The 21,781-nt window shown below is 71.3% G+C and carries 20 protein-coding genes; 5 read left to right on the top strand and 15 right to left on the bottom strand.

The genetic code is table 11. The annotated features are described in order from the left end of the window. Positions 1-67 precede the first annotated feature (67 nt). Complete coding sequence (locus ACFYO9_RS17810; protein WP_358778978.1) at positions 68-1,705, bottom strand: alpha/beta hydrolase; 1,638 nt, start codon at positions 1,703-1,705, stop codon at positions 68-70. 226 nt (positions 1,706-1,931) lie between these two features. On the opposite strand from ACFYO9_RS17810, the gene ACFYO9_RS17805 reads away from it, so the two are divergent. The 3 genes from ACFYO9_RS17805 (at position 1,932) to ACFYO9_RS17795 (ending at position 5,071) form a co-directional block, all read left to right on the top strand. Further along, on the top strand, positions 1,932-3,170 hold the full coding sequence (locus tag ACFYO9_RS17805; RefSeq protein WP_388666396.1) for a metallophosphoesterase: 1,239 nt from the start codon (positions 1,932-1,934) through the stop codon (positions 3,168-3,170). A 275-nt stretch (positions 3,171-3,445) separates the two neighbouring features. Next, positions 3,446-4,111 carry a DUF4232 domain-containing protein gene (locus ACFYO9_RS17800; RefSeq protein WP_358778977.1) on the top strand — a complete coding sequence of 222 codons (666 nt, stop codon included), beginning with the start codon at positions 3,446-3,448 and terminating at the stop codon, positions 4,109-4,111. A gap of 93 nt (positions 4,112-4,204) precedes the next feature. Next, positions 4,205-5,071, top strand: a complete 867-nt coding sequence (locus ACFYO9_RS17795) for a GNAT family N-acetyltransferase (protein WP_358778976.1) — start codon at positions 4,205-4,207, stop codon at positions 5,069-5,071. Positions 5,072-5,112: 41 nt separating this feature from the next. Here ACFYO9_RS17795 and ACFYO9_RS17790 read toward each other — a convergent pair whose 3' ends face one another. The 14 genes from ACFYO9_RS17790 to ACFYO9_RS17725 are packed head-to-tail and all read right to left on the bottom strand — an operon-like array spanning position 5,113 to position 18,832. Then, positions 5,113-6,354: a lytic transglycosylase domain-containing protein gene (locus tag ACFYO9_RS17790; RefSeq protein WP_355806892.1), complete on the bottom strand. Its 1,242-nt coding sequence runs from the start codon at positions 6,352-6,354 to the stop codon at positions 5,113-5,115. A gap of 56 nt (positions 6,355-6,410) precedes the next feature. Next, positions 6,411-7,241 carry a hypothetical protein gene (locus ACFYO9_RS17785; protein ID WP_358778975.1) on the bottom strand — a complete coding sequence of 277 codons (831 nt, stop codon included), beginning with the start codon at positions 7,239-7,241 and terminating at the stop codon, positions 6,411-6,413. 26 nt (positions 7,242-7,267) lie between these two features. Further along, on the bottom strand, positions 7,268-7,816 hold the full coding sequence (locus tag ACFYO9_RS17780) for a hypothetical protein (protein ID WP_358708909.1): 549 nt from the start codon (positions 7,814-7,816) through the stop codon (positions 7,268-7,270). 26 nt (positions 7,817-7,842) lie between these two features. Further along, positions 7,843-8,625, bottom strand: coding sequence for a hypothetical protein (locus tag ACFYO9_RS17775; protein ID WP_355806889.1), 783 nt, complete (start codon positions 8,623-8,625; stop codon positions 7,843-7,845). Then, positions 8,622-9,140 carry a hypothetical protein gene (locus ACFYO9_RS17770; protein WP_355806888.1) on the bottom strand — a complete coding sequence of 173 codons (519 nt, stop codon included), beginning with the start codon at positions 9,138-9,140 and terminating at the stop codon, positions 8,622-8,624. Before ACFYO9_RS17770 ends, ACFYO9_RS17775 begins: the two co-directional genes overlap by 4 nt. Next, positions 9,137-10,432 (bottom strand): MlaD family protein, encoded by a 1,296-nt coding sequence (locus ACFYO9_RS17765; RefSeq protein ID WP_358778974.1) that lies wholly within the window; start codon positions 10,430-10,432, stop codon positions 9,137-9,139. The genes ACFYO9_RS17770 and ACFYO9_RS17765 overlap by 4 nt, the downstream gene beginning before the upstream one ends. Further along, the gene (locus ACFYO9_RS17760) at positions 10,429-11,712 is read right to left on the bottom strand and encodes an MCE family protein (RefSeq protein WP_358778973.1); all 1,284 of its coding nucleotides are present in this window, start codon (positions 11,710-11,712) and stop codon (positions 10,429-10,431) included. The genes ACFYO9_RS17765 and ACFYO9_RS17760 overlap by 4 nt, the downstream gene beginning before the upstream one ends. After that, on the bottom strand, positions 11,709-12,782 hold the full coding sequence (locus tag ACFYO9_RS17755) for an MCE family protein (protein ID WP_355806883.1): 1,074 nt from the start codon (positions 12,780-12,782) through the stop codon (positions 11,709-11,711). The genes ACFYO9_RS17760 and ACFYO9_RS17755 overlap by 4 nt, the downstream gene beginning before the upstream one ends. Continuing rightward, on the bottom strand, positions 12,779-13,882 hold the full coding sequence (locus ACFYO9_RS17750; protein WP_355806881.1) for an MCE family protein: 1,104 nt from the start codon (positions 13,880-13,882) through the stop codon (positions 12,779-12,781). Before ACFYO9_RS17750 ends, ACFYO9_RS17755 begins: the two co-directional genes overlap by 4 nt. Continuing rightward, positions 13,879-14,937, bottom strand: a complete 1,059-nt coding sequence (locus ACFYO9_RS17745) for an MlaD family protein (protein ID WP_358778972.1) — start codon at positions 14,935-14,937, stop codon at positions 13,879-13,881. Before ACFYO9_RS17745 ends, ACFYO9_RS17750 begins: the two co-directional genes overlap by 4 nt. After that, entirely contained in the window at positions 14,934-16,187 is a 1,254-nt protein-coding gene (locus ACFYO9_RS17740; protein ID WP_358778971.1) for an MCE family protein, read from the bottom strand. The genes ACFYO9_RS17745 and ACFYO9_RS17740 overlap by 4 nt, the downstream gene beginning before the upstream one ends. Before the next feature lies 1 nt (position 16,188). Continuing rightward, the gene (locus ACFYO9_RS17735) at positions 16,189-16,995 is read right to left on the bottom strand and encodes an ABC transporter permease (RefSeq protein WP_355806875.1); all 807 of its coding nucleotides are present in this window, start codon (positions 16,993-16,995) and stop codon (positions 16,189-16,191) included. A gap of 5 nt (positions 16,996-17,000) precedes the next feature. Then, complete coding sequence (locus ACFYO9_RS17730) at positions 17,001-17,765, bottom strand: ABC transporter permease (protein ID WP_355806873.1); 765 nt, start codon at positions 17,763-17,765, stop codon at positions 17,001-17,003. After that, a complete protein-coding gene (locus ACFYO9_RS17725) occupies positions 17,762-18,832 on the bottom strand; it encodes an ATP-binding cassette domain-containing protein (protein ID WP_355806871.1) in 1,071 nt (356 codons plus the stop codon). Before ACFYO9_RS17725 ends, ACFYO9_RS17730 begins: the two co-directional genes overlap by 4 nt. A gap of 562 nt (positions 18,833-19,394) precedes the next feature. On the opposite strand from ACFYO9_RS17725, the gene ACFYO9_RS17720 reads away from it, so the two are divergent. Together ACFYO9_RS17720 and ACFYO9_RS17715 are read left to right on the top strand one after the other, a co-directional pair. Then, the gene (locus ACFYO9_RS17720; RefSeq protein ID WP_355806869.1) at positions 19,395-20,027 is read left to right on the top strand and encodes a hypothetical protein; all 633 of its coding nucleotides are present in this window, start codon (positions 19,395-19,397) and stop codon (positions 20,025-20,027) included. 116 nt (positions 20,028-20,143) lie between these two features. Further along, positions 20,144-21,733 carry a DUF6801 domain-containing protein gene (locus ACFYO9_RS17715; RefSeq protein ID WP_355806868.1) on the top strand — a complete coding sequence of 530 codons (1,590 nt, stop codon included), beginning with the start codon at positions 20,144-20,146 and terminating at the stop codon, positions 21,731-21,733. Positions 21,734-21,781: the final 48 nt, after the last annotated feature.

The raw sequence follows: 21,781 nt of genomic DNA, 5'->3' as shown, positions 1-21,781 counted from the left end.
GGCCGTACGCGGAACCGGCCGCCACCGGGATGGTGCACCCGATGACGGCCGGTGCGGCGTCAGTTCCTTATGGCTTCGGCGTGGCGTGCGGGCCGCAGGTCACGTCGGAGGCGTCCGACTTGCCGGTCAACAGGTAGGTGTCGACACGGTCGTTGATGCACGGGTTGACGAGTCCGGTGACCCCATGGGAACCGGCACCCTTCTCCGTGATCATGCGGGAGCCCTTGAGGCGCTTGTGCAGTTCGACGGCGCCCGTGTACGGGGTGGCCGCGTCACGCGTGGACTGCACGATCAGCGTCTTCGGCAGACCCTTGTGGCTGCGGATCTCCAGCGGGGTCTGCTGCTTGCTCGACCAGGTCGCACAGGGCAGGTTCATCCAGGCGTTGGCCCAGGTCATGAAGGGGCTCGTCCGGTGGATGCGGGAGTTGTCGCGGTCCCAGGTCCGCCAGTTGCGCGGCCACTTCGCGTCCGCGCACTCGACGGCCGTGTAGACGGCGTTGCTGTTCTCCGAGGCGGCGTTGCCGGCCTTGTCGCTCGGGTCGGGGCTCGCCGCCGCGATGAGGGGCTTGGGGTCCCCGGCGACGTACTTGCTCCAGTTCGTGGCGATCTCGACCCACGAGGAGTCGTAGTACGGCGCGCTCTGGAAGTATGCGATGAGCTCGGCCGGACCGACCACCCCGTCCAGGGGCTGCTTCTTGGCGGTGGCGCGCAGCTTGTCCCACTGGGCGCGGACCTTGCCGACGGTGGTGCCGAGGTGGAAGGCGGAGTCGTTCTTCGCGACCCACTTCATCCAGTCGGCCAGGCGCTTCTCGAAGGCGACGTCCTGGTCGAGGTTGACCTGGTACCAGATCTTGTCCCGCGACGGGTCCACCACGGAGTCGAAGACCATGCGGCGGATGTGGGTCGGGAACAGGGTGCTGTAGACGGCGCCCAGGTAGGTGCCGTAGGAGACACCGAGGTAGTTGAGCTTCTTCTCGCCGAGTGCGGCGCGGATGACGTCCAGGTCACGGGCGGTGTTGGGCGTCGTCATGTGCGGGAGGAGGCGACCGCTGCGCTCCTGGCAGCCATCCGCGTACTCGGCGGCGAGCTTGCGCTGGGCGCGCTTGTCGGCCTCGCTGTCGGGGACCGGGTCCGGCTTCGGGGCCTTCACGAACTCCTGCGGGTCCACACAGGACACGGGCGCGGAGTGGCCGACGCCGCGCGGCTCGAAGCCCACGAAGTCGTAGGCCTTCGCGGTCTTCTTCCAGAGCTCGCTCTTGGTGGTCACCCGGCGCGGGAAGCGCAGGCCCGAGCCGCCGGGGCCGCCCGGGTTGTACAGGAGGGCACCCTGGCGGTCGCTCTTGTCACCGGTGTTGCCGATGCGGTCGACGGCGAGCTTGATCTTCTTGCCGTCGGGCTTGGCGTAGTCCAGCGGGACGGTGACCCAGCCGCACTGGATGGGCTTCTCGAGCCCCCAGTCGGCGGGGCAGTCCCGCCAGTCGATGCCGGCCTTCGCCGCGCGCTGGGCGGCGAGCGCGGCACCGCGGGCCTCACGGTCCTTGCCGGAGCGGGCCGCGACACCGTTGCCCGCACCGGCCTCGGCGTTCGCCGTCGGCGCCGCGACGGCGCCGGCTATGAGCGTCGCCGCGACGAGGCCACCCGCAGAACCGAGCACCGCCGTCCGTCTGGTCCCTGGGGTCCTTCTCAAGTGGGGCCTCCCGCACATCGATTCGAGCAGATTCGATCAGTACGGGGGATCCTTGCGCCTGTGTGGTGGCTGAGAACAGATGAGGCGGGCGTTCTTTACCAATCCGATAAACGGAGCGGGATGCCCCGGTGAGCGGTTCGCGCGCGCCGGCCCGAACCGGCAGGACGTCCGCCTGGGGCCACCGGATACATTGCGCGCGTCGACAGTCCGGCCGCAGGGGTCGGGCGACTTGAGGAGGGGAAGCGTGACCGACACCGGCGAAGCGCGATCCGCGGACGAATCGACGCGGGAGGCGCGGGAGACACGGGAAACGCAGGAGACGCAGCAGAGCCGACTGCGCGTCCTCATGCGCTACATCCCCTTGATAGCCCCCGTCCTCCTGTGGACCGTGCCGTGTTGGGTGCTGCTGTACGCAGGTCAGCACTGGCCGCTGCCCGTCACTCTCGTCGGCACCGCCCTGTTCGCCCTCGGTCTGATCGGTATGCCGCTGGCGATGATGCGCGGCCACGGTCGGCGGCAGCAGGACCGGGCGGCGATCGTCGGGGACATCCTCCTCGGGACCAGCTGGGTGCTGTTCACCTGGTCCGTCCTGCTCGGCGTCCTGCCACTCGTCGTCCTGGCCGTGGCCGGCGCGGGCGACGGGCAGAACCGGTCCCGGATCGTCACCTGCGCGGTCCTCGGCGTCTCCGCCGTCCTGCTCGCCTGGGGATACGCCGAGGCCCACCGGGTTCCACGGGTGCGCAACGTCGACGTACACCTCCCGCGCCTGGGCGCCGGATTGGACGGCACCCGCGTCGTCCTCATCACCGACACCCACTACGGGCCGCTCGACCGCGCCCGCTGGTCGGCGCGCGTCTGCGAGAGGGTCAACACCCTGGACGCGGACCTGGTCTGCCACACGGGCGACATCGCCGACGGCACAGCCGAACGCCGCCGCGCCCAGGCCGAACCGCTCGGCACCGTACGAGCCACCCGGGCCCGGGTCTACGTCACCGGAAACCACGAGTACTACAGCCAGGCCCAGGGCTGGGTCGACCTGATGGACGAGCTGGGCTGGGAGCCGCTGCGCAACCGTCACCTGCTGCTCGAACGCGGCGGCGACACCCTCGTGGTCGCCGGCGTGGACGACGTCACCGCCGAGTCGTCCGGCCTGGCCGGCCACCGCGCCCACCTCGCCGGAGCCCTGCACGGCGCCGACCCCGACCTGCCGGTCCTGCTCCTGGCCCACCAGCCCAAGTTCATCGACCGGGCAGCGGCGGGCGGCGTCGACCTCCAGCTCTCCGGCCACACCCACGGCGGCCAGATCTGGCCCTTCCACCACCTCGTCCGCATCGACCAGCCCGCCCTCGCCGGCCTCAGCCGCCACGGCGCCCGCACCCTCCTCTACACCAGCCGCGGCACCGGCTTCTGGGGCCCGCCGTTCCGCGTCTTCGCCCCCAGCGAGATCACCCTGCTGGTACTTCGCTCCCCGCAGCGGTCCTGACGCCACAACGCGCAGGAAGCGCGTACGGGGTGCGTACGCCCCGGTGGGGCGCCCGAAGGTGACGCCCTGTCGGACCTCAGGGGCAGCGCGAGGGCCATGAGGGCATCGCCTGTGACAGAACGAAGACGTCGTGGAGGAAGGGCTGTAACTCGGTGCGGGATACAAATAGTTACGACCGCAGGCACCGCAAGCACCGCAAGCACCGCAGGCACCGCACGCACCGCACCCGCCTCACCCACCGCCCCCGCACACGACGATTCCTTCTGGGAGAAGCCATGAAGAACACCCGCGTCACCGCTCTCGCCGCCGTCAGCCTCGCCGCTGCCCTCTCCCTCACCGCCTGCGGCGGTGACGACTCCGGCACGGACGCCTCCTCCCAGGGCTCCTCCGCCTCGGACTCCTCCTCGAACGGCGAAGCGAAGTCGGAGGCCGGCTCGGGCTCGGGCAGCACCAAGGCGGGCAGCCAGCAGTCGGGGTCCGGGGAGGACCTGACAGCCGAGGCGGCCGCGGGCGGCACGAAGAAGGCCGGCGGCAAGGTCACGTTCTGCAAGACGCAAAACCTCGCCATCGACGCCCGGGACGCCGCCCCCGACGAGAACACCGGCCGCATCGACATCACCATGGTCAACCGGGGTTCCACCACCTGCTCGGCAACCGGCTTCGCGGGCGTCGACATCAAGGACGCCGACCACACCAGCAGCCCGATCGAGCGGGGCCAGGCCCAGCCCCGGGTCACCACCCTCAAGCCCGGCGACGCCGCCGTCTTCAACCTCGCCTACGACATCGACACCAGCGGCGAGAGCCTCACGTCGCCGACCCACATCCTGGTGACGCCCCCGAACGAGACCCACACCGTCACCCTGAAGTGGCCCGCGGGCGCCGGGGACATCAAGGGCGCCTACACCGACGTGCAGGTCTACCCCACCCACACGACCAACTAGGGACGTGTACCGTCCAGTTGCGTGTCCCGCCGGCCCGGCCGACCGCGCAAAACCAGGTGCGGCCGGTCGCCGCGATGGTGTGGGATGCGGGACATGACGATCGTTCTGAACGAGCCTGGCGTCGACGATGTGACCGACGCCGTGGATGCCCTCCGCGAGTGGCAGGACGACCGAACGCCGCTGCAACTCCATCCCGGAGACCTCGGCTGGGCCTGGGCACTGGGTGGGGAGAGACTGGCCGCCGCCGTCCGCACCTGGAGCGTGGACGGGCGGATCGTCGCCGTCGGATTCCTGGACGGCCCTGATGTGCTGCGCCTGACGACCGCGCCGGACCTGCGACAGGACGATGCCCTGGCGCGCCGGCTGCTGGCCGACCTCGACGATCCGGACCGCGGGGTGCTGCCACCCGGAAAGGTCGGCCTCGAAATCCCCCACGGCGCCCTGCTCCGCGAGGTCCTCTTGGCGGCGGGCTGGAATCTGGACGAGCCGTGGACGCCGTTGCGCCGCGATCTCTCCGAGCCGGTGAAGGACCCCGGCCTGCGGGTCGAGATAGCCGGTCCGGAGACGGCGGGGGTGCGGACCGCGGTGCACCGCTCGGCGTTCGGCAGCCCGACGTTCACCGAGGAGGTCTGGCACGTCCTCGCGGCCGGGCCGGTCTACGCCGACGCCCGCTGCCTGATCGGCTACGACGACCGGGACAACGCGGTGGCCGCGGCGACGGTCTGGTCGGCCGGACCCGGCAAGCCCGGCCTGCTTGAGCCGGTGGGTGTGCACGCCGACCATCGCGGTCGCGGCTACGGGACGGCTGTCAGCGTCGCCGCCGCGGCGGCGCTGCGAGAACTGGGTGCGTCCAGCGCCCTTGTCAGCACCCCGAGCTCGAACGCTGCCGCCGTCGCCACCTACCAGGCGGCCGGATTCGAGGAGTCGCCCGAACGGCTGGACGTCAGCCGAGCCGCCTGAACCTCGTCCGCCGCCCGGCAGCAGCCTCCGCTGCCCGCCCCTCAGGTGTCGGTGCCGGACCCCGTCGGGCTGGGGCAGGGCTCCTCCTCTCCCGGAGCGGACGGGTCGGGGGTGGGTGCCGCGCCGGTGCCCGATGCGGGGCTCTCCGAGTCGGAGGGGCAGTCCTGCGGAGTGGATGGGCTCGGGGTCGGCGTGGGCGTCGGTGTCGCGGAGTCGGACGGGGACGGCTGCGGTGGATGGGTGGGGTCCGGTCCCGGGGTGGACGGCGTCGGCCGGGGTGATGGCGAGGACGGCGTGGAGTTCGACGGAGAAGGGGACGAGGACGGGGTGGGCTCGTCGGGGTCGGGGCCGATGATGATGCCGCCGTCACCCCCCTTGCCGCCGCTTCCCCCACGACCGCCCTTGTCGACCGGCCCGGTGGCCGGGGTGGCGCCGCCCGCGCCGGGAGACTTCGGGATGACGCCCTTTCCGTCGGGCACCGTGTGCACGCCTCTGCGGTAGAAGTCCAGCCAGGAGCGGACCAGTTCGAGATAGGCGCGCGAGTTGTTGTAGCTGAGGACCGCCCGGTCGAGGTCGGCGGACCGGCTCAGGTCGCGCTCCCCGGCGCACAGATAATGGCCTGCCGCCAGCGCCGCGTCGTAGATGTTGTTGGGGTCGTCGCGGCCGTCCCCGTTGCCGTCCGCGCCCCAACGTGCCCAGGTCGACGGCAGGAACTGCATCGGTCCCACCGCTCTGTCGTACACCGTGTCGCCGTCGTGGACGCCGCCGTCGCTGTCCAGGACCAGGGCGAAGTTCCGGCCGTCGAGTGCCGGCCCGGTGATCCGGCCGAGTGTCGTGCCGTGCCGGTCGACCGCGCCGCCGCGCGCCTGCCCGGACTCCACCTTGCCGATGGCGGCGAGCAGTTCCCAGGGCAGCGCACAGCCGGGGTCCGTCCGGCCGACGGACCGCTGCGCGGCGCGGTAGGCGCGCAGCACGGTCCCCGGAATGCCGGACGCGGCTCGCTCCTGGGTCACCCTCTCACTGTGCGGTGGGGCGTCAGCAGTGACCAGTGGTGGCAGCTCGGTGTGGTACGAACCGTCGTCGGGCGGGGCGAGTTCGGAGTACGGGGGGCCCGTGGCCGGGGCGGCGGCAGCGTCGTCGGCGGCCGCACGGGCGCTCTCCGTGTGCGGGAATCCGGGGGCCTGGGAGGCGGTGAGCAACGCCACCGCGGTCACGGCGATGGCGGTGGCCCGCAGACCCCGCCGGGTCCGGACGGGCAGGCGTCGGGCGCGGTGTTCGGGCATGGACTGTCACTCCCTGGTGGTGACGCGGGCGGGGCGTGCGCGAGGGTGTGGAGGGGTCAGCGGCTGAAGGTGTCGACGGCCGAGACGAGCCAACGCCCGTCGTGCCGCTCGACATCGAGGGCAAACATCGCTCCGGCGTACGTGCCGTCGTCGGCGGCCTTCTTGTCACCGGCCGTGCTGACGCTGCTCTGGTCGGCGTAGACCAGGACGCGGGCCCGGTCACCGTCGATGCGCTCGACCGCGCTGTCGGTGACCGTGGTGGTGATCACCGCCTTCTGCTTGCCGGCTCGCTCGCGGATGTCGCCGAGCAGGTTTCGGTGCTGGGCGACGGCACGCCCCGTCAGCCATTCCTTCGCGGCCTTGTCGAGCGCACGGGGGTCGGCGTGGTCGTACGAGAAGAGGGCGCCGACGGCCTTCGCCGACTGGCCCTTGATCTCGCTGGTCCGGGCGGTGTCGGAGAGGGCGGTGTTGCGTGCGGCCGGGGCATCGCGGAGGGCCTCCGCGCGGGCATGCGCCCAGCCGGCGAAACCGCCTAGGACAAGGATCACGAGACAGAGGGTGCAGAGGGTTACGAGTGTGCGGCGGGGCGCAGGGCCGCGCGGGGGTGTCTCGTGCGGGGGGTCGGTGTCCTCGGGCGCGGGCGCGACCTTTTTGGTCGTGGCCGAGGTGTGCAGGCCTTCGCGGGGCCGGGTGACGTCGGTACGGGACCGTGTGGCGTCGGACGTGGCCGAGGTGCGCACCGCTTCACGGGGCCGGGCGGCGACGGTCGTCGCCGAGGTACTCGCCGCTTCACGGGACGGGGCGGCGCCGGACGCGCCCGGGGTGCGCAGGGCCTCACGGGCCTGGCGGCGGCGGAGGTTGTTCAGATGGTGGCGGGTCGTCGGCATCGTGTGTCGTCCTCTCCTGCGGCCGGTCAGCCGGCCGGCGTGCCGCCGACCGGGGCCTGGCCGAGCGCGCTGAGCTTCCAGTCGCCGTGGGTGCGGGTCAGTTCGCCGAGCATGCGGCTGTCCTTGTCGGTGCTCGCGTCGCCGGGCGCCTTCACCGTCACCCGCAGGGCGACCAGGACGCGGGCCCGGCCGGCCCGGGTGTCGAGTTCGGTGAGCGCGCCGGACAGCACTTTGGCCGTGGTCACGGTCTTGGCGGTCTTCACCTGGGTGGTGAACTTCTCGCGCCCCGACACCAGTTGCTCGTGCAGCTCACCGGTGGTGGAGGACTCCCAGAGGTCCAGGCCCCGGCCGATGCCGCGGTGGTCGAGGGTGTTGAGGTTCTGGACGGCCTGTTCACCGGCGGCGAGGGCCGCGTCGCGCTGCTCCGCGTAACCCGAGGTGTCGTCGTGCGCCGCGTGGTACCAACCCCAGCCCGCCCACGCGGCGAAGCCGCCCGCGATCAGGGCGAGTGCGAGGGCGAGGGCCGTGACCGGCGCCGCTCCGAGCCAGGCCGGTCCCCTGGTCCCACGTCTCATGTGCGTTCCCTTCTCCCCGCGCCCACTCAGCGGGTCCTGATGTCGACGATGCGCCACCGGTCGTCCTCCCACCGGGCGGTCACCGTGAGCTGCGCCGCCGCGGAGGTGGTGCGGGCCTTGCCGCGGTGCGAGATCTGGTCGAGGAAGACCAGCAACCGTGCGCCGTCGTCGTCGAGTTCGATCACTCCGGTGCGTACGGCCTGGGTGCTCAGGGTGATGTGCCGTGCGGCGAGGTCCTCGCGGATCCGGCCCATCAGTTCCGTGTACTGGCGTTCCGCCCGCCCCGCGAGGAGCGACCGGGCCGCGCGCTCGGTGGTGTCCAGGCCGTCCGGCGTGTACGAGAAGACGCGGGCGAGCGCGTTGCCGACGTCACCGGCGACCCGGGTGGTCGCCTCGGCGTCGGTCAGCGCGTGGTTCTCGGCGGACGAGGTGGACCTCAACTGATGCGCGCCGTACAAGAAGCCGGAGCCGACGACGACGAGGAGCGCGGCGCACACCGCGGGGACGACGCGCCTGACGAAGCCGCCCCGGCGCCGGACGCCGTCGCCGCTCTCCGACGACTCTCCCTGCGGGGCGCCCGCAGCATCGGCGGCGAGCTCGGGCTCCGCGACGTCGGGACGGGGTTTCCGGCCCTCCGCCATGGTGCCGGCCGGCGGCTCGTCCTCCGAGTCGACGCGGGCCTGCTCGTCCTCCGTACCGGACTTCGTGCCCGCCGGGGGGCCGGGCTCCGCGTCCTCCCCGCTCCGTTCGGCGCCGTCGTCCCGAGCGGCAGGGTCCCGGGACCGTCCGATGTGCAGCAGCCGTGTCATCGGCTCTCGTCCTCCTTCGCCGGCCGCGCGAGCGGTACCGCGCTCAGTGCCTTCACCTTCCACTCGCCCCCGCCGGTGCGGACCAGGACCGCCTCCAGCCGTTTGCGGTCCGTGGTGGGCTTCTTCGTTCCGGCGGGCGTGACCTCGACGCGCACGGTGGCGACGATCTTGGCCGTGCCGGCGCGGGTGTCGAGGCCGGTGAGCGCCGCCTCGGTGACCGTGCCCCGTGCCGAAGCGCCTTTCCTGGGAGCGGTGCTGCCCAGCTCGTCCCGCAGTGGACCGGTCGACGCGGCGCGCCAGTCCTCGACGCCCGCCCGCGCCCGCTGCCGGGACGAGGCGTCGAGGGTGTTGAGGACGGTCAGCCGGTCGCGCCCGTCGGACAGCGCCTCGTCGCGTTCACGGCCGTACGCGAGGGAGTCGTCGCCCCGCGCCTGTGCGTACGTCCACACCCCGGTGCCGCAGAACGCCAGCGCCAGTGCCAGTCCCGAGCCCGTGAGGACGCGCGCCCGCCTCATCGGCCCGCCTCCGCGTCCGCGCCGAGCAGTTGCGGCAACCCGCTCGCTCCGGCGCCGCCCGTGTCCGGCAGGGCCAGCGCACCCGGCAAGGGCGCGGCGGACTTCGACGGATCCCCCGCGACACGCGTGTCGCCCGTACTGCCCGAAGGCAGGGATCCTGGCTTGGCCGGGTCCGGTACCGGGCCGCCGCGGGGCGCGTGGGCGGACCCTCGTACGTTGACGCCGCTCGCGGCCGGCGCCGTGCAGGAGGCGCCGGTGTTGAGGGCGGGGGCGGTGCCGAGGTCCAGGCCGGTGCGGTACCGGGTGCCGCCGTAACCGTCGGTGCAGGGAAGGGGCTTGAAGAAGGTGACGGCCAGGCCGAGCTTCATGGTTCCTCCGTCGACGGCGGTGGCGCCGGCCGAGACGGCCGCCGGGTACTTCACGAGGAGTTCCTCGATGCCGCGCTGCCGGGTGACGGCGACCTCGGAGGTGGTGAGCAGGTTGGCGAGGACGACGCCCAGACTCGGGTCGAGGTCCCGCAGCACCCCGCTGACCTGCGTGGCCGCGTCCGGCGTGACGGTCAGGAGGCGGCGCAGGTCGGCGTCGGAACCCTTGAGGGTGCGGGCGAGCTCCGTGGCCCCGTCGGCGAAGCCTCGGATGGCCTTCGCCTCCTCGGCCTGGGTGCGCAGCACGGTCTCGCCGTCGCCGAGCAGGCGGGTGGTCGAGGGCAGGTTGCGGTCGGCGGCCTCGATGAAGGCGCTGCCGTTGTCGAGGAGCACCTGGAGGTCGTCGCCGTGTCCCTCGAAGGTCTTGCCGAACTCGTCGACGACCGTGCGCAGATCCTTCAACGGCACGGACCGGACGAGATCGTTCACGCTGCTGAGCACGTCGGTGACGGGTGCGGGCACCTCGGTCTCCGGCTGTTCGATCCGGGCGCCGTCGGCGAGGTGGGGGCCGGAGTCGCTCTCGGGCCGCAGGTCGATGTACTGCTCCCCGACGGCGGAGAGTCCGGCCACCACGGCCCGGGTGTCGGAGGGGATGCTGGGGGCGGACTTCTTGATGCGCAGCTCCGCGACCACCCCGTCCTCGGTGAGGTCGATCGGCCCGACCCTGCCGACCGAGACGCCCCGGTAGGTGACGTCGGAGTGGGTGAAGAGCCCTCCGGTGCGGGCGAGTTCGACCTTGACGGTGTAGTAGTCGGCGACGCCCACGTACCGGCCGAGGTCCGCGTAACGGATGCCGAGGAAGCCGAGGACGAGGACGGCGATCAGGAGGAAGGCCAGGTTCTTCAGGCGTACGGCGAGGGTGATCATCGCTTCGCACCCCTGTCCCCGGAGTCCCCGCCGGGTGTCGGTGCGGACGCGGGTGCCGGTACGGACGTGGGTGTCGGTACGGAGGGCAGGGGTAGCGGCGCCGAGGGGGAAGCCGTAACTCCGGTGCCGGGTCGCCGCTTTCCGGGTGCCGCGCCCCGCTCGCGCTGCCCCGTGGGGGCGGTGGGTGCGGCGGTGGGCGAGGGCGTGCTCTGCGGCACCAGGGGCGGGATCACCTGGGTACCGGGAGCGGCCGTCATGTGCAGGTACACGTTGAGGTAGTCGCCCTTGACGCCGTTCAGCACCTCGTCGGTGAACGGATAGGTGAGCAACACCTGGAGGGAGTCGGGCAGGTCGCCCCCCGCGTCGGCGAGGGCCTTGAGGGTGGGGGCGATGGCTTTGAGGTCGGCGACCATGTCGTCCTTGCTCGCTTCGACGGTGGAGACGGCGACACCGGACAGCCGGTCCAGGGAGCGCAGCATGGTCAGCAGTGAGCCGCGCTGCTCGTCCAGGGTCTTCAGGCCGGGTGAGAGGTCGGACAGGACGGTGCGTACGTCGTCCTTGCGGCCGGCGAGGGTGGTGGCGAGCCGGTTGACGCCGTCGAGGGCGTCGGTGATATCGCCGCGGTGGTCGTCGAGGTTGCCCACGAGTTTCTCGACCCGTTTCAGTACGGAGCGCACCTCGGGTTCACGTCCGCCGAGGGCCTTGTTGAGTTCCCGCGTGATCGTCTTGAGCTGGTTGACGCCGCCGCCGTTGAGCAGCATGGAGAGCGCGCCGAACACCTCCTCGACCTCGGTGTTGCGGCCCGTGCGGGAGAGCGGGATGACACCGCCGTCACCGAGCCTGCCCCCGGCGGACGACTTGGCCGGCGCGATGAGACTGACGTACTTCTCGCCGAGCAGGCTGGACTGTTCCAGCCGGGCGCCGGCGTCGCGGGGCAGCCGGACGTCGCCGTTGATCTCCATGGTGACGCGGGCCGACCACGCGTCGCCGTCCAGGCGGATGGAGTCGACCCGGCCGACCGCGACGTCGTTGACCTTGACCGCCGCGTGCGGCACCAGGCTGAGGGCGTCGTCGAGTTCGGCGGTGACGGTGTAGGGGTGGGGACCGAGGTCGGCGCCGCCCGGCAGGGGCAGGTCCTCAAGGCCGTCGAAGCGAGGGACGGTCACGGAGAACGCGCCGAGGGCCAGCGCGAAGCCGAGGCCGAGGGCGAGGAGTCCGCCGAGGCCGGCACCGGTGGCGGCCGAGGTGGTGAGCGCCCGCCGCCGTACGACGCGCTTCACCGCTCCCCCTCCCCCGAAGCCGAGGACGGGGACGACGCCGAGGACTGAGACGAGGGTGTGCGTGAGGGTGAGGGCGTGGTGCCGCCGGTCGCCGGCAGGGGCAGCAGGGGGCCTCCCATGCTGATCTCATTGAGGTTGGCGCGGCCGTCGATCCTGCCGTGGCCGGTGTCGTAGGCCCCGACGAGATTGCCCGCGGCGAGCGGGGCGACGTCCAGGGCCTCGGCCAGCGCCGTGCGCTGCCGGACCAGGGTCCGGGTGATCGGGACGAGCCGTTCGACGTTCTTCTTCAGCTCGCCCCGGTTGTCCTTGATGAAGGTCTTCACCTGGCCGAGGGCGGTGCCGAGTTCCTTGAGCGCGCCCGCGAGGTCGTCCTTGTTGTCGGCGAAGTAGCCGACGACGGTGTCCAGTCGCTCCTGCGCCGTGCGTACGCCGCTGTCCTTCTTCTTCAGCATGGTGGTGAAGCTCTGGAGGCCGCGGACGGTGGCGAACAAGTCGTCGCTGGACCCGTCGAGGGTCTTGGTGGCCTTGCCGAACTCCTCGATGCTCTTGCCGATGTCCTCGCCGTTGCCGTCGAGGTTGGCGGCCCCGGTCTTCAGCAGCTCCGACAGGGCGCCGGCGGAGTTGGCCCCGTCCGGCCCGAGCGCCTTGCCGAGGTCGGTGAGCGAGGCGTAGAGCTGGTCGATCTCGACGGGGGTGCGGTTGCGGGAGGCGGACAGCACGGCGCCGTCGGCGAGGGCCGGTCCGGAGCGGTAGGCCGGGGTGAGCTGGACGTAGCGGTCGGAGACGACGCTCGGCGCGACCACCAGGGCCCGCGCCGACCTCGGTACGCGTACGCCGTCGTCCAGCGCCAGCTCGACCCGCACCCGCGTGCCCTGGGGCCGGACCGACTTCACCTCGCCGACCCGGACGCCGAGCACCCGCAGATCGGAACCGGCGTAGATGCCGACGGCCCGGTCGAAGTAGGCGGTGACGCGGGTACCGGACGAGTCCAGGACCCGCACCGTGACCAGTCCGGCGGCGACGACCGCGAGGGCGATCGCGGCCGCGAGGAGTTTTCTGCGCTTGCTCATCGCTCACCACTCCCCCGCGCCGCCGCCGACTGCTTGGGCGGCATGCACGATCTCTTGGGCTGGGACTGCGCGGGCAGGTAGTCGCGGGGCACCACGCCGCACAGATAGCTGTCGAACCAGTGGCCGTTGCCGAGGGTGTTGCCGACGAGCCGGTAGTAGGGGCCGACGAGGGCGAGTGTCCGGTCCAGCTGGGTGTTGTTGGCCTTCAGGACGGTGGTGACGCGGCCGAGCGCCTTCAGGGTGGGGCCGAGCTGTTTCTCGTTGTCGTCCACCAGGCCGCTCAGTTCGGTGCCGAGGGCGCGGCTCCCCTTCAGCAGGGCGGTGATGGCCGTGCGGCGGTCCTGCAGTTCGCCGAGGAGCGGCCCGGAATCCTCGATGAGGGTCTCGAAGCTGGACTTCTTCTCCTTCAGCGTCTTGGTGAACCGGGCGCTGCCCTTGAGGAGTTCGGACAGCTCGCGGTCGCGCTTGGAGACGGAGCGGGACAGGTCGGAGAGTCCGGTGGCGGCCTTGCGGACGTGCCGCGGCGAGTTCTCGAACGTCTCCGAGATCGTCTCGAAGCTCTTGGCGAGCTGCTGGGTGTCGATGGCGTCGACGGTGGAGCCGAGGTCCTGGAACGCCTGGGTGACGTCGTACGGCGAGGTGGTGCGGTTTTGCGGGATGCGCTCGCCCGCGTCCTGCTTCCCGGTGCCGAGCGGGTCGAGGGCCAGGTACTTGTCGCCGAGCAGGGTCTTGATGGCGATGGCGGCGGTGGTCCGGTCGCCGATCCAGACCTTCTCCACCTCGAAGCTGACCTTCACCCGGTCGCCGTCGAGGGCCACACCGGTGACCTCGCCGACCTTGACGCCGGCGACGCGCACCTCGTCCCCCTCGTCGAGACCGGCCGCCTCGGTGAAGTCGGCGCTGTAGGCGGTGCCGCCGCCGGTGAGGGACAACTGGTCGGCGTTGTAGGCGAGGACCGTGAGCAGGGCGAGCAGGAGCAGGCCGACGAGGGCCACCGTGATCGGGTTGCGCTCCTTGACGGGCTTCAGTCGCGGCCGACGGGAGCGCCGGGGTGCGGGGGCCGGCGCGGCGGGGCGCTGGGGCCGCTGCAGCAGCGTCATGCGCCGCACCTCGCTTCGGTGACCGCGATGCCGGTCGGCGGCTTCGCGCCGGTGGAGGTGGTCACGCCGTCCACCCGGGCCTCGCAGAGGTAGAGGTTGAACCAGGAGCCGTAGGACGACAGCCGGCCCAGGGCGGTCAGCTTGCCGGGGGTCCGGTCGAGGAACTCCTCGATCTGCGGGGTGGCGTCGCCGAGGTTGCCCGAGAGGCGGCCCAGTTCGCGGATGTCCTTCTTCAGGGGCGCGCGCCCCTCGTCGAGGAGGTCGGCGGTCACGGTGGTCAGGTCGCCCATGGCCGTGACGGCCTTGCCCAACGGCTTGCGGTCGGCGTTGAACCCGCTGACGAGTTTCTCGAGGGTGTCCACCAGGTCGTCGAAGCCAGCCTCGCGTTCGTTGAGGGTGGCCAGGATCGTGTTGAGGTTCTTCACCACCTGGCCGATCACCTTGTCCTTGGCGGCGACCGTCGTGCTGACGGAGCCGATGTGCCGGATGAGACCGTCGACGGTGCCGCCCTCGCCCTGGAGGATCTGCACGATGGAGCCGGCGAGTTCGTTGACGTCCTTCGGGGAGAGGCCCTCGAAGAGCGGCTTGAAACCGTTGAAGAGCAGGGTCAGGTCGAGCGCGGGGACGGTCCGGTCGAGCGGGATGGTGTCACCGGCGTCGAGGGCGCCGCCGATGTCGCCGCTGCCCCGGTCCAGGGCGATGTAGCGCTGTCCGACCATGTTGAGGTACTTCACGGCGGCGGTGGTCGAGGTGGGCAGGGACCGGTCGTCGCGGACGGTGAAGGTGACCTGGGCGGTGCGCCGGTCGACGACGCGGACGTCGGTGACCTCGCCGACCTCGACCCCGGAGATCCGTACGCTGTCGCCGTCGATGACGCCGGTGGCGTCGGTGAACAGCGCCTTGTACGAGAGGCTGTCGTCGCCGACGCCGGTGCCGGAGACGCTCAGCCCGAGGACGGCCGTGGCCAGCGCGGTGACGACGAGGAAGACGAGGGACTTCAGCACCGGGCCGGTCAGCGGGCGGCGCCGGGTGTGAGAGGTGCTCGGGGCGGTCATCGCAGGGTCACCTCCGTGCCGCGCAGCGCCGGGCCCGCGAGGAGGCTGCTCCACTCGGGCAGGGAGGTGGGGGCCTTGCCGGTGGCGGGGGCGAGGAGTTCGTTGACGAGGTCGTTCTCCTGGGGGGAGTTGGCCGGGCCGAGGTCCTGCTCGGCTGCCGCGGAGGCCTGTGCGGCGGGTTTCGCGGTGACGCCGAGGTAGGGCACGGGATAGCAGCGCGGGCCGCCGCCGGCACCGTAGGAGGGGGTGTCGCGGCCGGGCCGGTAGGCGCCGCGGGAGGGCACGGTGGTGACGTCGACGCGCAGGCCGGGCCGGTCCGTGCCCTTGCCCAGCGCCTTGTCCATGGCGGGGACGAAGTCGGCGAGGGTGCGCAGGGTGCAGGGGAAGGCCGAGGAGTATTCGGCGAGCAGTTCCAGGGTGGGCCGCGACGAGGCGGAGAGCCGGATGATGTTGTCCTCGTTCTGCCGCAGGAAGGCGGTCATGTCCTCGGCCGTCGTGGTGGTGGCGCCGAGCGCACCGGACAGTTCGCTCTCCTTCTCCGCCAGGGTCTTGGTGGTGGTGGTGAAGTCGGTGAGGGCCGTCAGGATGTCGGGGGCGGCGTCGGCGTAGACGTGGCTGACCTTCACGAGCTCTTTCAGGTCCCGGTTGAGCGTGGGCAGTTGGGGGTTGAACTTGCGCAGGTGGGAGTCGAGGACGGCGAGGGTCTCACCGAGCCGGTCGCCGCGCCCCTCCAGCGCCCGGGAGACTGCGGAGAGGGTGGCGGAGAGCTTCTGCGGCTGGACGGCGGTGAGCGTGGGCAGCACGTTGTCGAGCACCTGTTGGAGTTCGACGGCGCTCGCGGAACGGTCCTGCGGGATGACGGCGCCGGCCTCCAGCGTCCGGGCTGCGGGCGACCTCGGCGGTACGAGGGCGACGAACCGTTCGCCGAACAGGGTGGTCGGCAGCATCTGGGCGCGTACGTCGGCCGGTATGCGGGCGAGGCTGCCGGGGCGCAGGGCGAGGGTGAGCCGGGCGCCGTCGTCGGTGGCGTCGATCTCGCGGACCTCGCCGACGACGACGCCGCGCAGCTTCACCTCGGCGCCCCGGTGCATCTCGTTGCCGACGCTGCCGGTCTCCACGACCACCGGGTCGGAGTCGGTGAACTGCTTGTCGTAGACGGCGATCGCGAGCCACACCAGCAGGGCGGGGACCACCAGGAAGACCACGCCGGCGAGCCGGCGGCGCACCGTCGCGCCCAGTGCACCGCTCATGTCAGCCCGCCACCTTCACGGTCGTGGTGGCGCCCCACAGGGCCAGCGAGAGGAAGAAGTCGGTGACGCTGATCAGCACGATGGCGTTGCGCACCGACTTGCCGACGGCGACGCCGACGCCCGCCGGGCCGCCGGAGGCGCGGTAGCCGTAGTAGCAGTGGGCGACGATCACCATCACGCTGAAGATCAGCACCTTCAGGACGGAGAGCAGCACGTCCGTGGGTGAGAGGAACAGGTTGAAGTAGTGGTCGTAGGTGCCCCGGGACTGGCCGTTGAAGAGGACCGTGACGTAGCGGGAGGCCAGAAAGGAGGAGAGCAGCCCGATCGCGTACAGCGGGATGATGGCGACGACGCCGGCGATGATGCGGGTGGTGACCAGGTAGGGCAGGGAGCGGATGCCCATGCCTTCGAGGGCGTCGACCTCCTCGTTGATGCGCATGGCGCCCAGCTGGGCGGTGAAGCCTGCGCCGACGGTCGCGGAGAGGGCGAGTCCGGCGACGAGCGGGGCGATCTCGCGGGTGTTGAAGTACGCGGAGACGAACCCGGTGAAGGCCGCGGTGCCGATCTGGTCGAGGGCCGCGTACCCCTGGAGGCCCACGACGGTCCCGGTGAACAGGGTCATCGCGATCATCACGCCGATGGTGCCGCCGATGACCCCGAGGCCACCGGTGCCGAAGGCGACCTCGGCGAGCAGGCGCTGCACCTCTCTGAGGTAGCGGTGCAGGGTGCGCGGGATCCAGAGCAGGGACCGTACGTAGAAGAGGAGTTGGTCGCCGGAGCGGTCGAGCCAGGCGAGCGGGGCAGCCACGGACGTCAGCCTCCCTTCGGCGGTACGAGTTGGAGGTAGACGCCCGTCATCACCATGTTGACGAAGAAGAGCAGCATGAAGGTGATGACGACGGACTGGTTGACGGCATCGCCGACGCCCTTGGGGCCTCCGCGCGGGTTCAGCCCCCGGTAGGCGGCGACGACGCCCGCGATGAACCCGAAGACCAGCGCCTTGAGTTCACTGATGTACAGGTCGGAGAGCTGGGCGAGGGCGGAGAAGCTGGAGAGGTAGGCGCCCGGGGTGCCGTCCTGGAGGTAGACGTTGAAGGCGTAGCCCCCGAGGATGCCGACCACCGAGACCAGGCCGTTGAGCAGGACCGCGACGCCCATGGTGGCCAGGACGCGGGGCACCACGAGGCGTTGCACCGGTGAGACGCCCATGACCTCCATCGCGTCCAGCTCCTCGCGGATGGTGCGCGAGCCGAGGTCGGCGCAGATGGCGGAGCCGGCCGCGCCCGCGATCAGCAGGGCCACGATCAGCGGGCTCGCCTGCTGCACGACGGCCAGCACGCTGGCGCCTCCGGTGAAGGACTGGGCGCCCAACTGCTGGGTGAGCGAGCCGACTTGGAGGGCGATCACCGCGCCGAACGGGATCGAGACCAGGGCCGCGGGCAGCAGCGTGACACTGGCGATGAACCAGAACTGCTCCACGAACTCACGGAACTGGAAGGGCCGTCGGAAGATCGCGCGGGCCACCTCGGCGGCGAGCGCGAAGAGCCGGCCGGTCTGCCGCAGGCCACCGGCGATCATGCGCCGCTCCCGGTGGCCGGCATCGGGAGGGTCGCCGCGGTGGCGCCGTGGGCGCCGGACGCACCAGGCGTGCCGGGAACGCCGCGGGTGTCGCGTGCGCCGGGAGCGCCGGCTGCATAGGTGCGCTCGATGGCGGTACGCGCGGCGGGCGGCAGCCGGTCGAGCATGCCGAGCACCCGCTCCCGGCGGCGGTCGACGGCGCGGCGCGGCGGAAGTCCGGGGGACGGCTCAAGCTGCGGAATGATCTCCCGCGGACCGTCGGCGCCCCGCGCTCCCGCGGCCTCCGCGGCGAGGGTGGCCGCGTCCTTCTCCTCCGACATCCCGATCGGGCCCTCGCGGCGACCGGACAGGAACTGCGCGACGACCGGTTCCTCGCTGGTGAGGAGCACTTCGCGCGGCCCGAAGGTGACCAGTTCGCGCCGGAAGAGCATGCCCATGTTGTCGGGGACGGTGGCGGCGATGTCTAGGTTGTGGGTGACGATCAGCATCGTCGCGTCGATCTGCGCGTTCAGATCGATCAGCAGCTGGGAGAGGTAGGCGGTGCGGACGGGGTCGAGTCCGGAGTCGGGTTCGTCGCACAGGATGATCTGCGGGTCGAGCACGAGCGCGCGGGCGAGCCCGGCCCGCTTGCGCATGCCGCCGCTGATCTCCCCCGGCAGTTTGCCCTCGGCGCCGAGCAGTCCGACGACGTCGATCCGCTCCATGACGATGCGCCGGATCTCCGACTCCTTCTTCCTGGTGTGCTCGCGCAACGGAAAGGCGATGTTGTCGAAGAGGGACATGGAGCCGAAAAGAGCACCGTCCTGGAACATGAGCCCGAACTTTTTGCGCGTCTCGTAGATATCCCGTTCGGGACTGTTCGCCATGTCGACGCCTTCGATGAGGACACGGCCGCGCTCCGGCTTCAGCAAACCGATGAGCGACTTCAGAAATACGGTCTTTCCGGTTCCGGAAGGACCGAGCATGACGCTCACCTCTCCGGCCGGCAGGGTGAGGCTCACGTCCTGCCAGATCTTCTGCGTGCCGAAGGATTTGGTAAGACCCTCGACCACCACTTCTATTCCCATATCACCTCCAAGGCGGGTGAGGGCGGAGCGGGAAGCGAACCATCCGTCACGCCTCCTCGATGGGGGCGTGGGGGCCCGCCACTAGGAGATCAGCGATGTGTCCGGCACGCTACGACCGAGTAACCTGAGCGGGCAAGAGAAGGATCGGAATTCCCCGAAGGTTTGAGTTCAGCCCCGGCCTCTTTGTCACCGCGGTGACAAACATTCGTATTCCGTTTGTCACTCGGTGAGCAATGCGGCCCCCAGGGACCTCCTGGAGGCGATATGCGGCCTGTTCCTGGGTGCCCCTCGGCGGCCCGACTGCGGTATTTTTAGCAGCGGATGACTAAGCGGAGCCGCGGACTGCTCACCTGGGGAACAGGCATTTCAGCTTCCCGAAAGAATCATGGGCCATGCCATTGTTCGGCTAAGTTTCCCGCAAGTAACGTCGTGGTCGCGGTCGAGGATTTCCGAGCCGCGGACCGTCCGCTCTTCCGCTCCACGGATACGGGCGCGTCCTCCGCTCCACACGTACGGGCGCGGTCCCCCTCTGCCGGTCAATCCACAAGGGAGTCCCCACATCATGAAGAAGTCTTTGGCAAGAATCTCCGCCGTGGCGGGCACGGGCGCCGCCGCCTTCGTCATCGCCGTCGCCCCCGCCTCGGCCGTGCCCTCCACGGTCTGGACCGTCACGCCGTCGCCGGCCAACTTCTCGGCGGCCAACAGCGGGAACATCGTGCTGACCGCCAACATCCCCATGACGTGTACGACGTCCAGCGCCTCCGGCACCATGGCCAGCGCCACCGGCAACCCGGCGACGGTGGGCAACATCAACGCCATCAACTTCGGTACGAGTTCCTCGCCGTGCACCAGCGTCCTGGGCAACGTCACGACCATCGCGACCACCCCCTGGACCGTCGTCGCCGAGGACTACACCGCCTCTACCGGTGTGACCAAGGGCCACGTCGGCAACGTCAAGGCCAAGGTGACCGCCGGCGCCTGCGTGTTCACCGTGCAGGGCAAGGCCACCGGCACCTACACCAACTCCACCGGCATCCTCGCGGTCACCAGCGTCACCGGCGACTTGGCCGTTACCTCGGCCTCCGGCTGCGGCAGCGTGGTCACCACCTCCACCAAGCCCACCTTCAAGGGCAAGTACGCGGTGAAGGTCACGGGATCGAGCACCATCCCGAAGATCGTCGGTTCCAACCCGTAAGCAGCGCAGGGCTCGCCGCACGTCCGGCCGGTGCTCCCGGCCGGACGTGCGGGCCGCCCGCGCGCCGCGGCGGCCGTCGGCCGGCCGGAGGTGGGACAACCCGAGCGGAGTGACAGATGACAGGCCCCCGCACCGCCGTCCGACGGACGGGCCGCAGCCGCGCCAGGGGCGCGGCGATCGCCGCGTTCGTCGTGCTGGCCGCCACCGTGCCCGCGGCGGCCGGGGCGTCCGGCACGCAGAAGGTCGACACCGACCTGCCCTACGTATGCCTGTTCCCCTCCGGGAAGCACTCCGCGACGGTACGGATCTCGGCGGCCCTCCCCGAACGGGTGGCGGTCGGCGAGCCGATCGAACCCGAGGACGTGACCACGACCGTCGAACTGCCGGAGCCCGCCGTGGCGGATCTCGCCGCGCTGGACGCGGCCGGTGTCCGTGCGGCATCCCGGCTCGGCGTCGGCATCACCCAGGGCGAGGCCACGGCCGAGGCGACCTGGCGCGCCGACACCGAACCCACGGCCCTGCCGTCGACCGGGCCGCTGACCCTGACCGCCACGGGCGACGTCCCCTCGGTGACCGGGCAGAGCACGGGTGAACTCACCATGAGGGCAGGCGACTTCGCCCTCGACCTCGCCCTGACCACCGCGGACGGCGGCGCCACCGACCCCGCCACGGTCACCGTCGACTGCACCCTCGCCGACGGGGCCCCGGACGGGGGCCGGCTGGGCGCGGTCCTGGTCGGCACGGACGAGGACGGGTCCACGGACACCCCGAGCGGATCGCCGTCCGGGCCGCCCTCCGGTGCGCCCACCGCCTCGGGCACACCGGGACAGCAGGACAAGGACCCGGCGGACCGGCAGGGCCGGCGCGCCCCGAAGGTCGCCGAGCCCGGTCCCGGCGGTGGCACCGCCGACCGCGCCGCGCCGACCTGCAAGTACGACGAGAAGCACCCGGCAGGGCCGATGTCGCTGAACGCCTACATCACCGGCTACTCCAACGTGAACAAGCTCGACGGCGCCGCGTTGATCCCGCCGTTCTGCACGCTCATCACCCAGGGCGAGCCCGAGTTCGTGTTCTTCCCGGACGGCACCGGCGCCACCATCAGCCAGAGCTCCACCGCCGACCTCTACTACCGACAGCGTCAGCAGACCCCGCCCTTCGAGGCCACCTTCCTGACGTTCGACTTCACCCCCACCACGGCCACGATGGTGCTGGAGCAGACGGGTCCGATGACCATCGACTCGCACGGCACCACCGACTTCATGTTCACCAGCACGGACACCTACGTCCGCGCGCCGCTCGTGCTCCGGGTGACGTCCCTGAAGGTCAACGGCACCCCGCTGGACGTCGGGAAGAAGTGCCGCACCAAGACGTCCCTCGCCTCCCCGGACCCGGAACCGGCGAAGCACCCCGGCGACCACCTGGTCCTGCACGGCCGGGGCGAACAGGTCACCGGCGAGCCTGCGACCGGCTATCTCCTGCTGTCCGGCGGCCCGCTGACCGGCAAGGTCTCCATCCCCGCCTTCACGGGCTGCGCCACCGCCGACGGCGAGAACCTCGACCGTCTGCTCACGGCCTCGGTCTCCGGCCCCGACAACTACGTCAAGCAGATCCAGGGGCAGACCTGCTTCGTCTCGGCCGACGAGCTCAACCCCGACGAGTGCACCGACGACGCCCAGCCCCGCAAGGTGCCCGTCGCCGAACGCTGACCCCCTCCCCCGCGCGCCCCCGTCTCCGCCACCCCCAACTCCCCCGAC

The organism is Streptomyces sp. NPDC005863 (assembly GCF_042871345.1).
GTDB lineage: Bacteria > Actinomycetota > Actinomycetes > Streptomycetales > Streptomycetaceae > Streptomyces.
The sequence above is the reverse complement of the archived record's forward strand: the minus strand, read 5'-3'. Positions and strand labels throughout refer to the sequence as shown.

What these genes read in the sequence shown, in the direction of transcription:
- ACFYO9_RS17810 (WP_358778978.1), bottom strand. Translation starts at nt 1,705, where the DNA reads ATGTGCGGGAGGCCCCACTTGAGAAGGACCCCAGGGACCAGACGGACG.
- ACFYO9_RS17800 (WP_358778977.1), top strand. Translation starts at nt 3,446, where the DNA reads ATGAAGAACACCCGCGTCACCGCTCTCGCCGCCGTCAGCCTCGCCGCT.
- ACFYO9_RS17795 (WP_358778976.1), top strand. Translation starts at nt 4,205, where the DNA reads ATGACGATCGTTCTGAACGAGCCTGGCGTCGACGATGTGACCGACGCC.
- ACFYO9_RS17790 (WP_355806892.1), bottom strand. Translation starts at nt 6,354, where the DNA reads ATGCCCGAACACCGCGCCCGACGCCTGCCCGTCCGGACCCGGCGGGGT.
- ACFYO9_RS17785 (WP_358778975.1), bottom strand. Translation starts at nt 7,241, where the DNA reads ATGCCGACGACCCGCCACCATCTGAACAACCTCCGCCGCCGCCAGGCC.
- ACFYO9_RS17780 (WP_358708909.1), bottom strand. Translation starts at nt 7,816, where the DNA reads ATGAGACGTGGGACCAGGGGACCGGCCTGGCTCGGAGCGGCGCCGGTC.
- ACFYO9_RS17775 (WP_355806889.1), bottom strand. Translation starts at nt 8,625, where the DNA reads ATGACACGGCTGCTGCACATCGGACGGTCCCGGGACCCTGCCGCTCGG.
- ACFYO9_RS17770 (WP_355806888.1), bottom strand. Translation starts at nt 9,140, where the DNA reads ATGAGGCGGGCGCGCGTCCTCACGGGCTCGGGACTGGCACTGGCGCTG.
- ACFYO9_RS17765 (WP_358778974.1), bottom strand. Translation starts at nt 10,432, where the DNA reads ATGATCACCCTCGCCGTACGCCTGAAGAACCTGGCCTTCCTCCTGATC.
- ACFYO9_RS17755 (WP_355806883.1), bottom strand. Translation starts at nt 12,782, where the DNA reads ATGAGCAAGCGCAGAAAACTCCTCGCGGCCGCGATCGCCCTCGCGGTC.
- ACFYO9_RS17750 (WP_355806881.1), bottom strand. Translation starts at nt 13,882, where the DNA reads ATGACGCTGCTGCAGCGGCCCCAGCGCCCCGCCGCGCCGGCCCCCGCA.
- ACFYO9_RS17745 (WP_358778972.1), bottom strand. Translation starts at nt 14,937, where the DNA reads ATGACCGCCCCGAGCACCTCTCACACCCGGCGCCGCCCGCTGACCGGC.
- ACFYO9_RS17740 (WP_358778971.1), bottom strand. Translation starts at nt 16,187, where the DNA reads ATGAGCGGTGCACTGGGCGCGACGGTGCGCCGCCGGCTCGCCGGCGTG.
- ACFYO9_RS17730 (WP_355806873.1), bottom strand. Translation starts at nt 17,765, where the DNA reads ATGATCGCCGGTGGCCTGCGGCAGACCGGCCGGCTCTTCGCGCTCGCC.
- ACFYO9_RS17725 (WP_355806871.1), bottom strand. Translation starts at nt 18,832, where the DNA reads ATGGGAATAGAAGTGGTGGTCGAGGGTCTTACCAAATCCTTCGGCACG.
- ACFYO9_RS17720 (WP_355806869.1), top strand. Translation starts at nt 19,395, where the DNA reads ATGAAGAAGTCTTTGGCAAGAATCTCCGCCGTGGCGGGCACGGGCGCC.
- ACFYO9_RS17715 (WP_355806868.1), top strand. Translation starts at nt 20,144, where the DNA reads ATGACAGGCCCCCGCACCGCCGTCCGACGGACGGGCCGCAGCCGCGCC.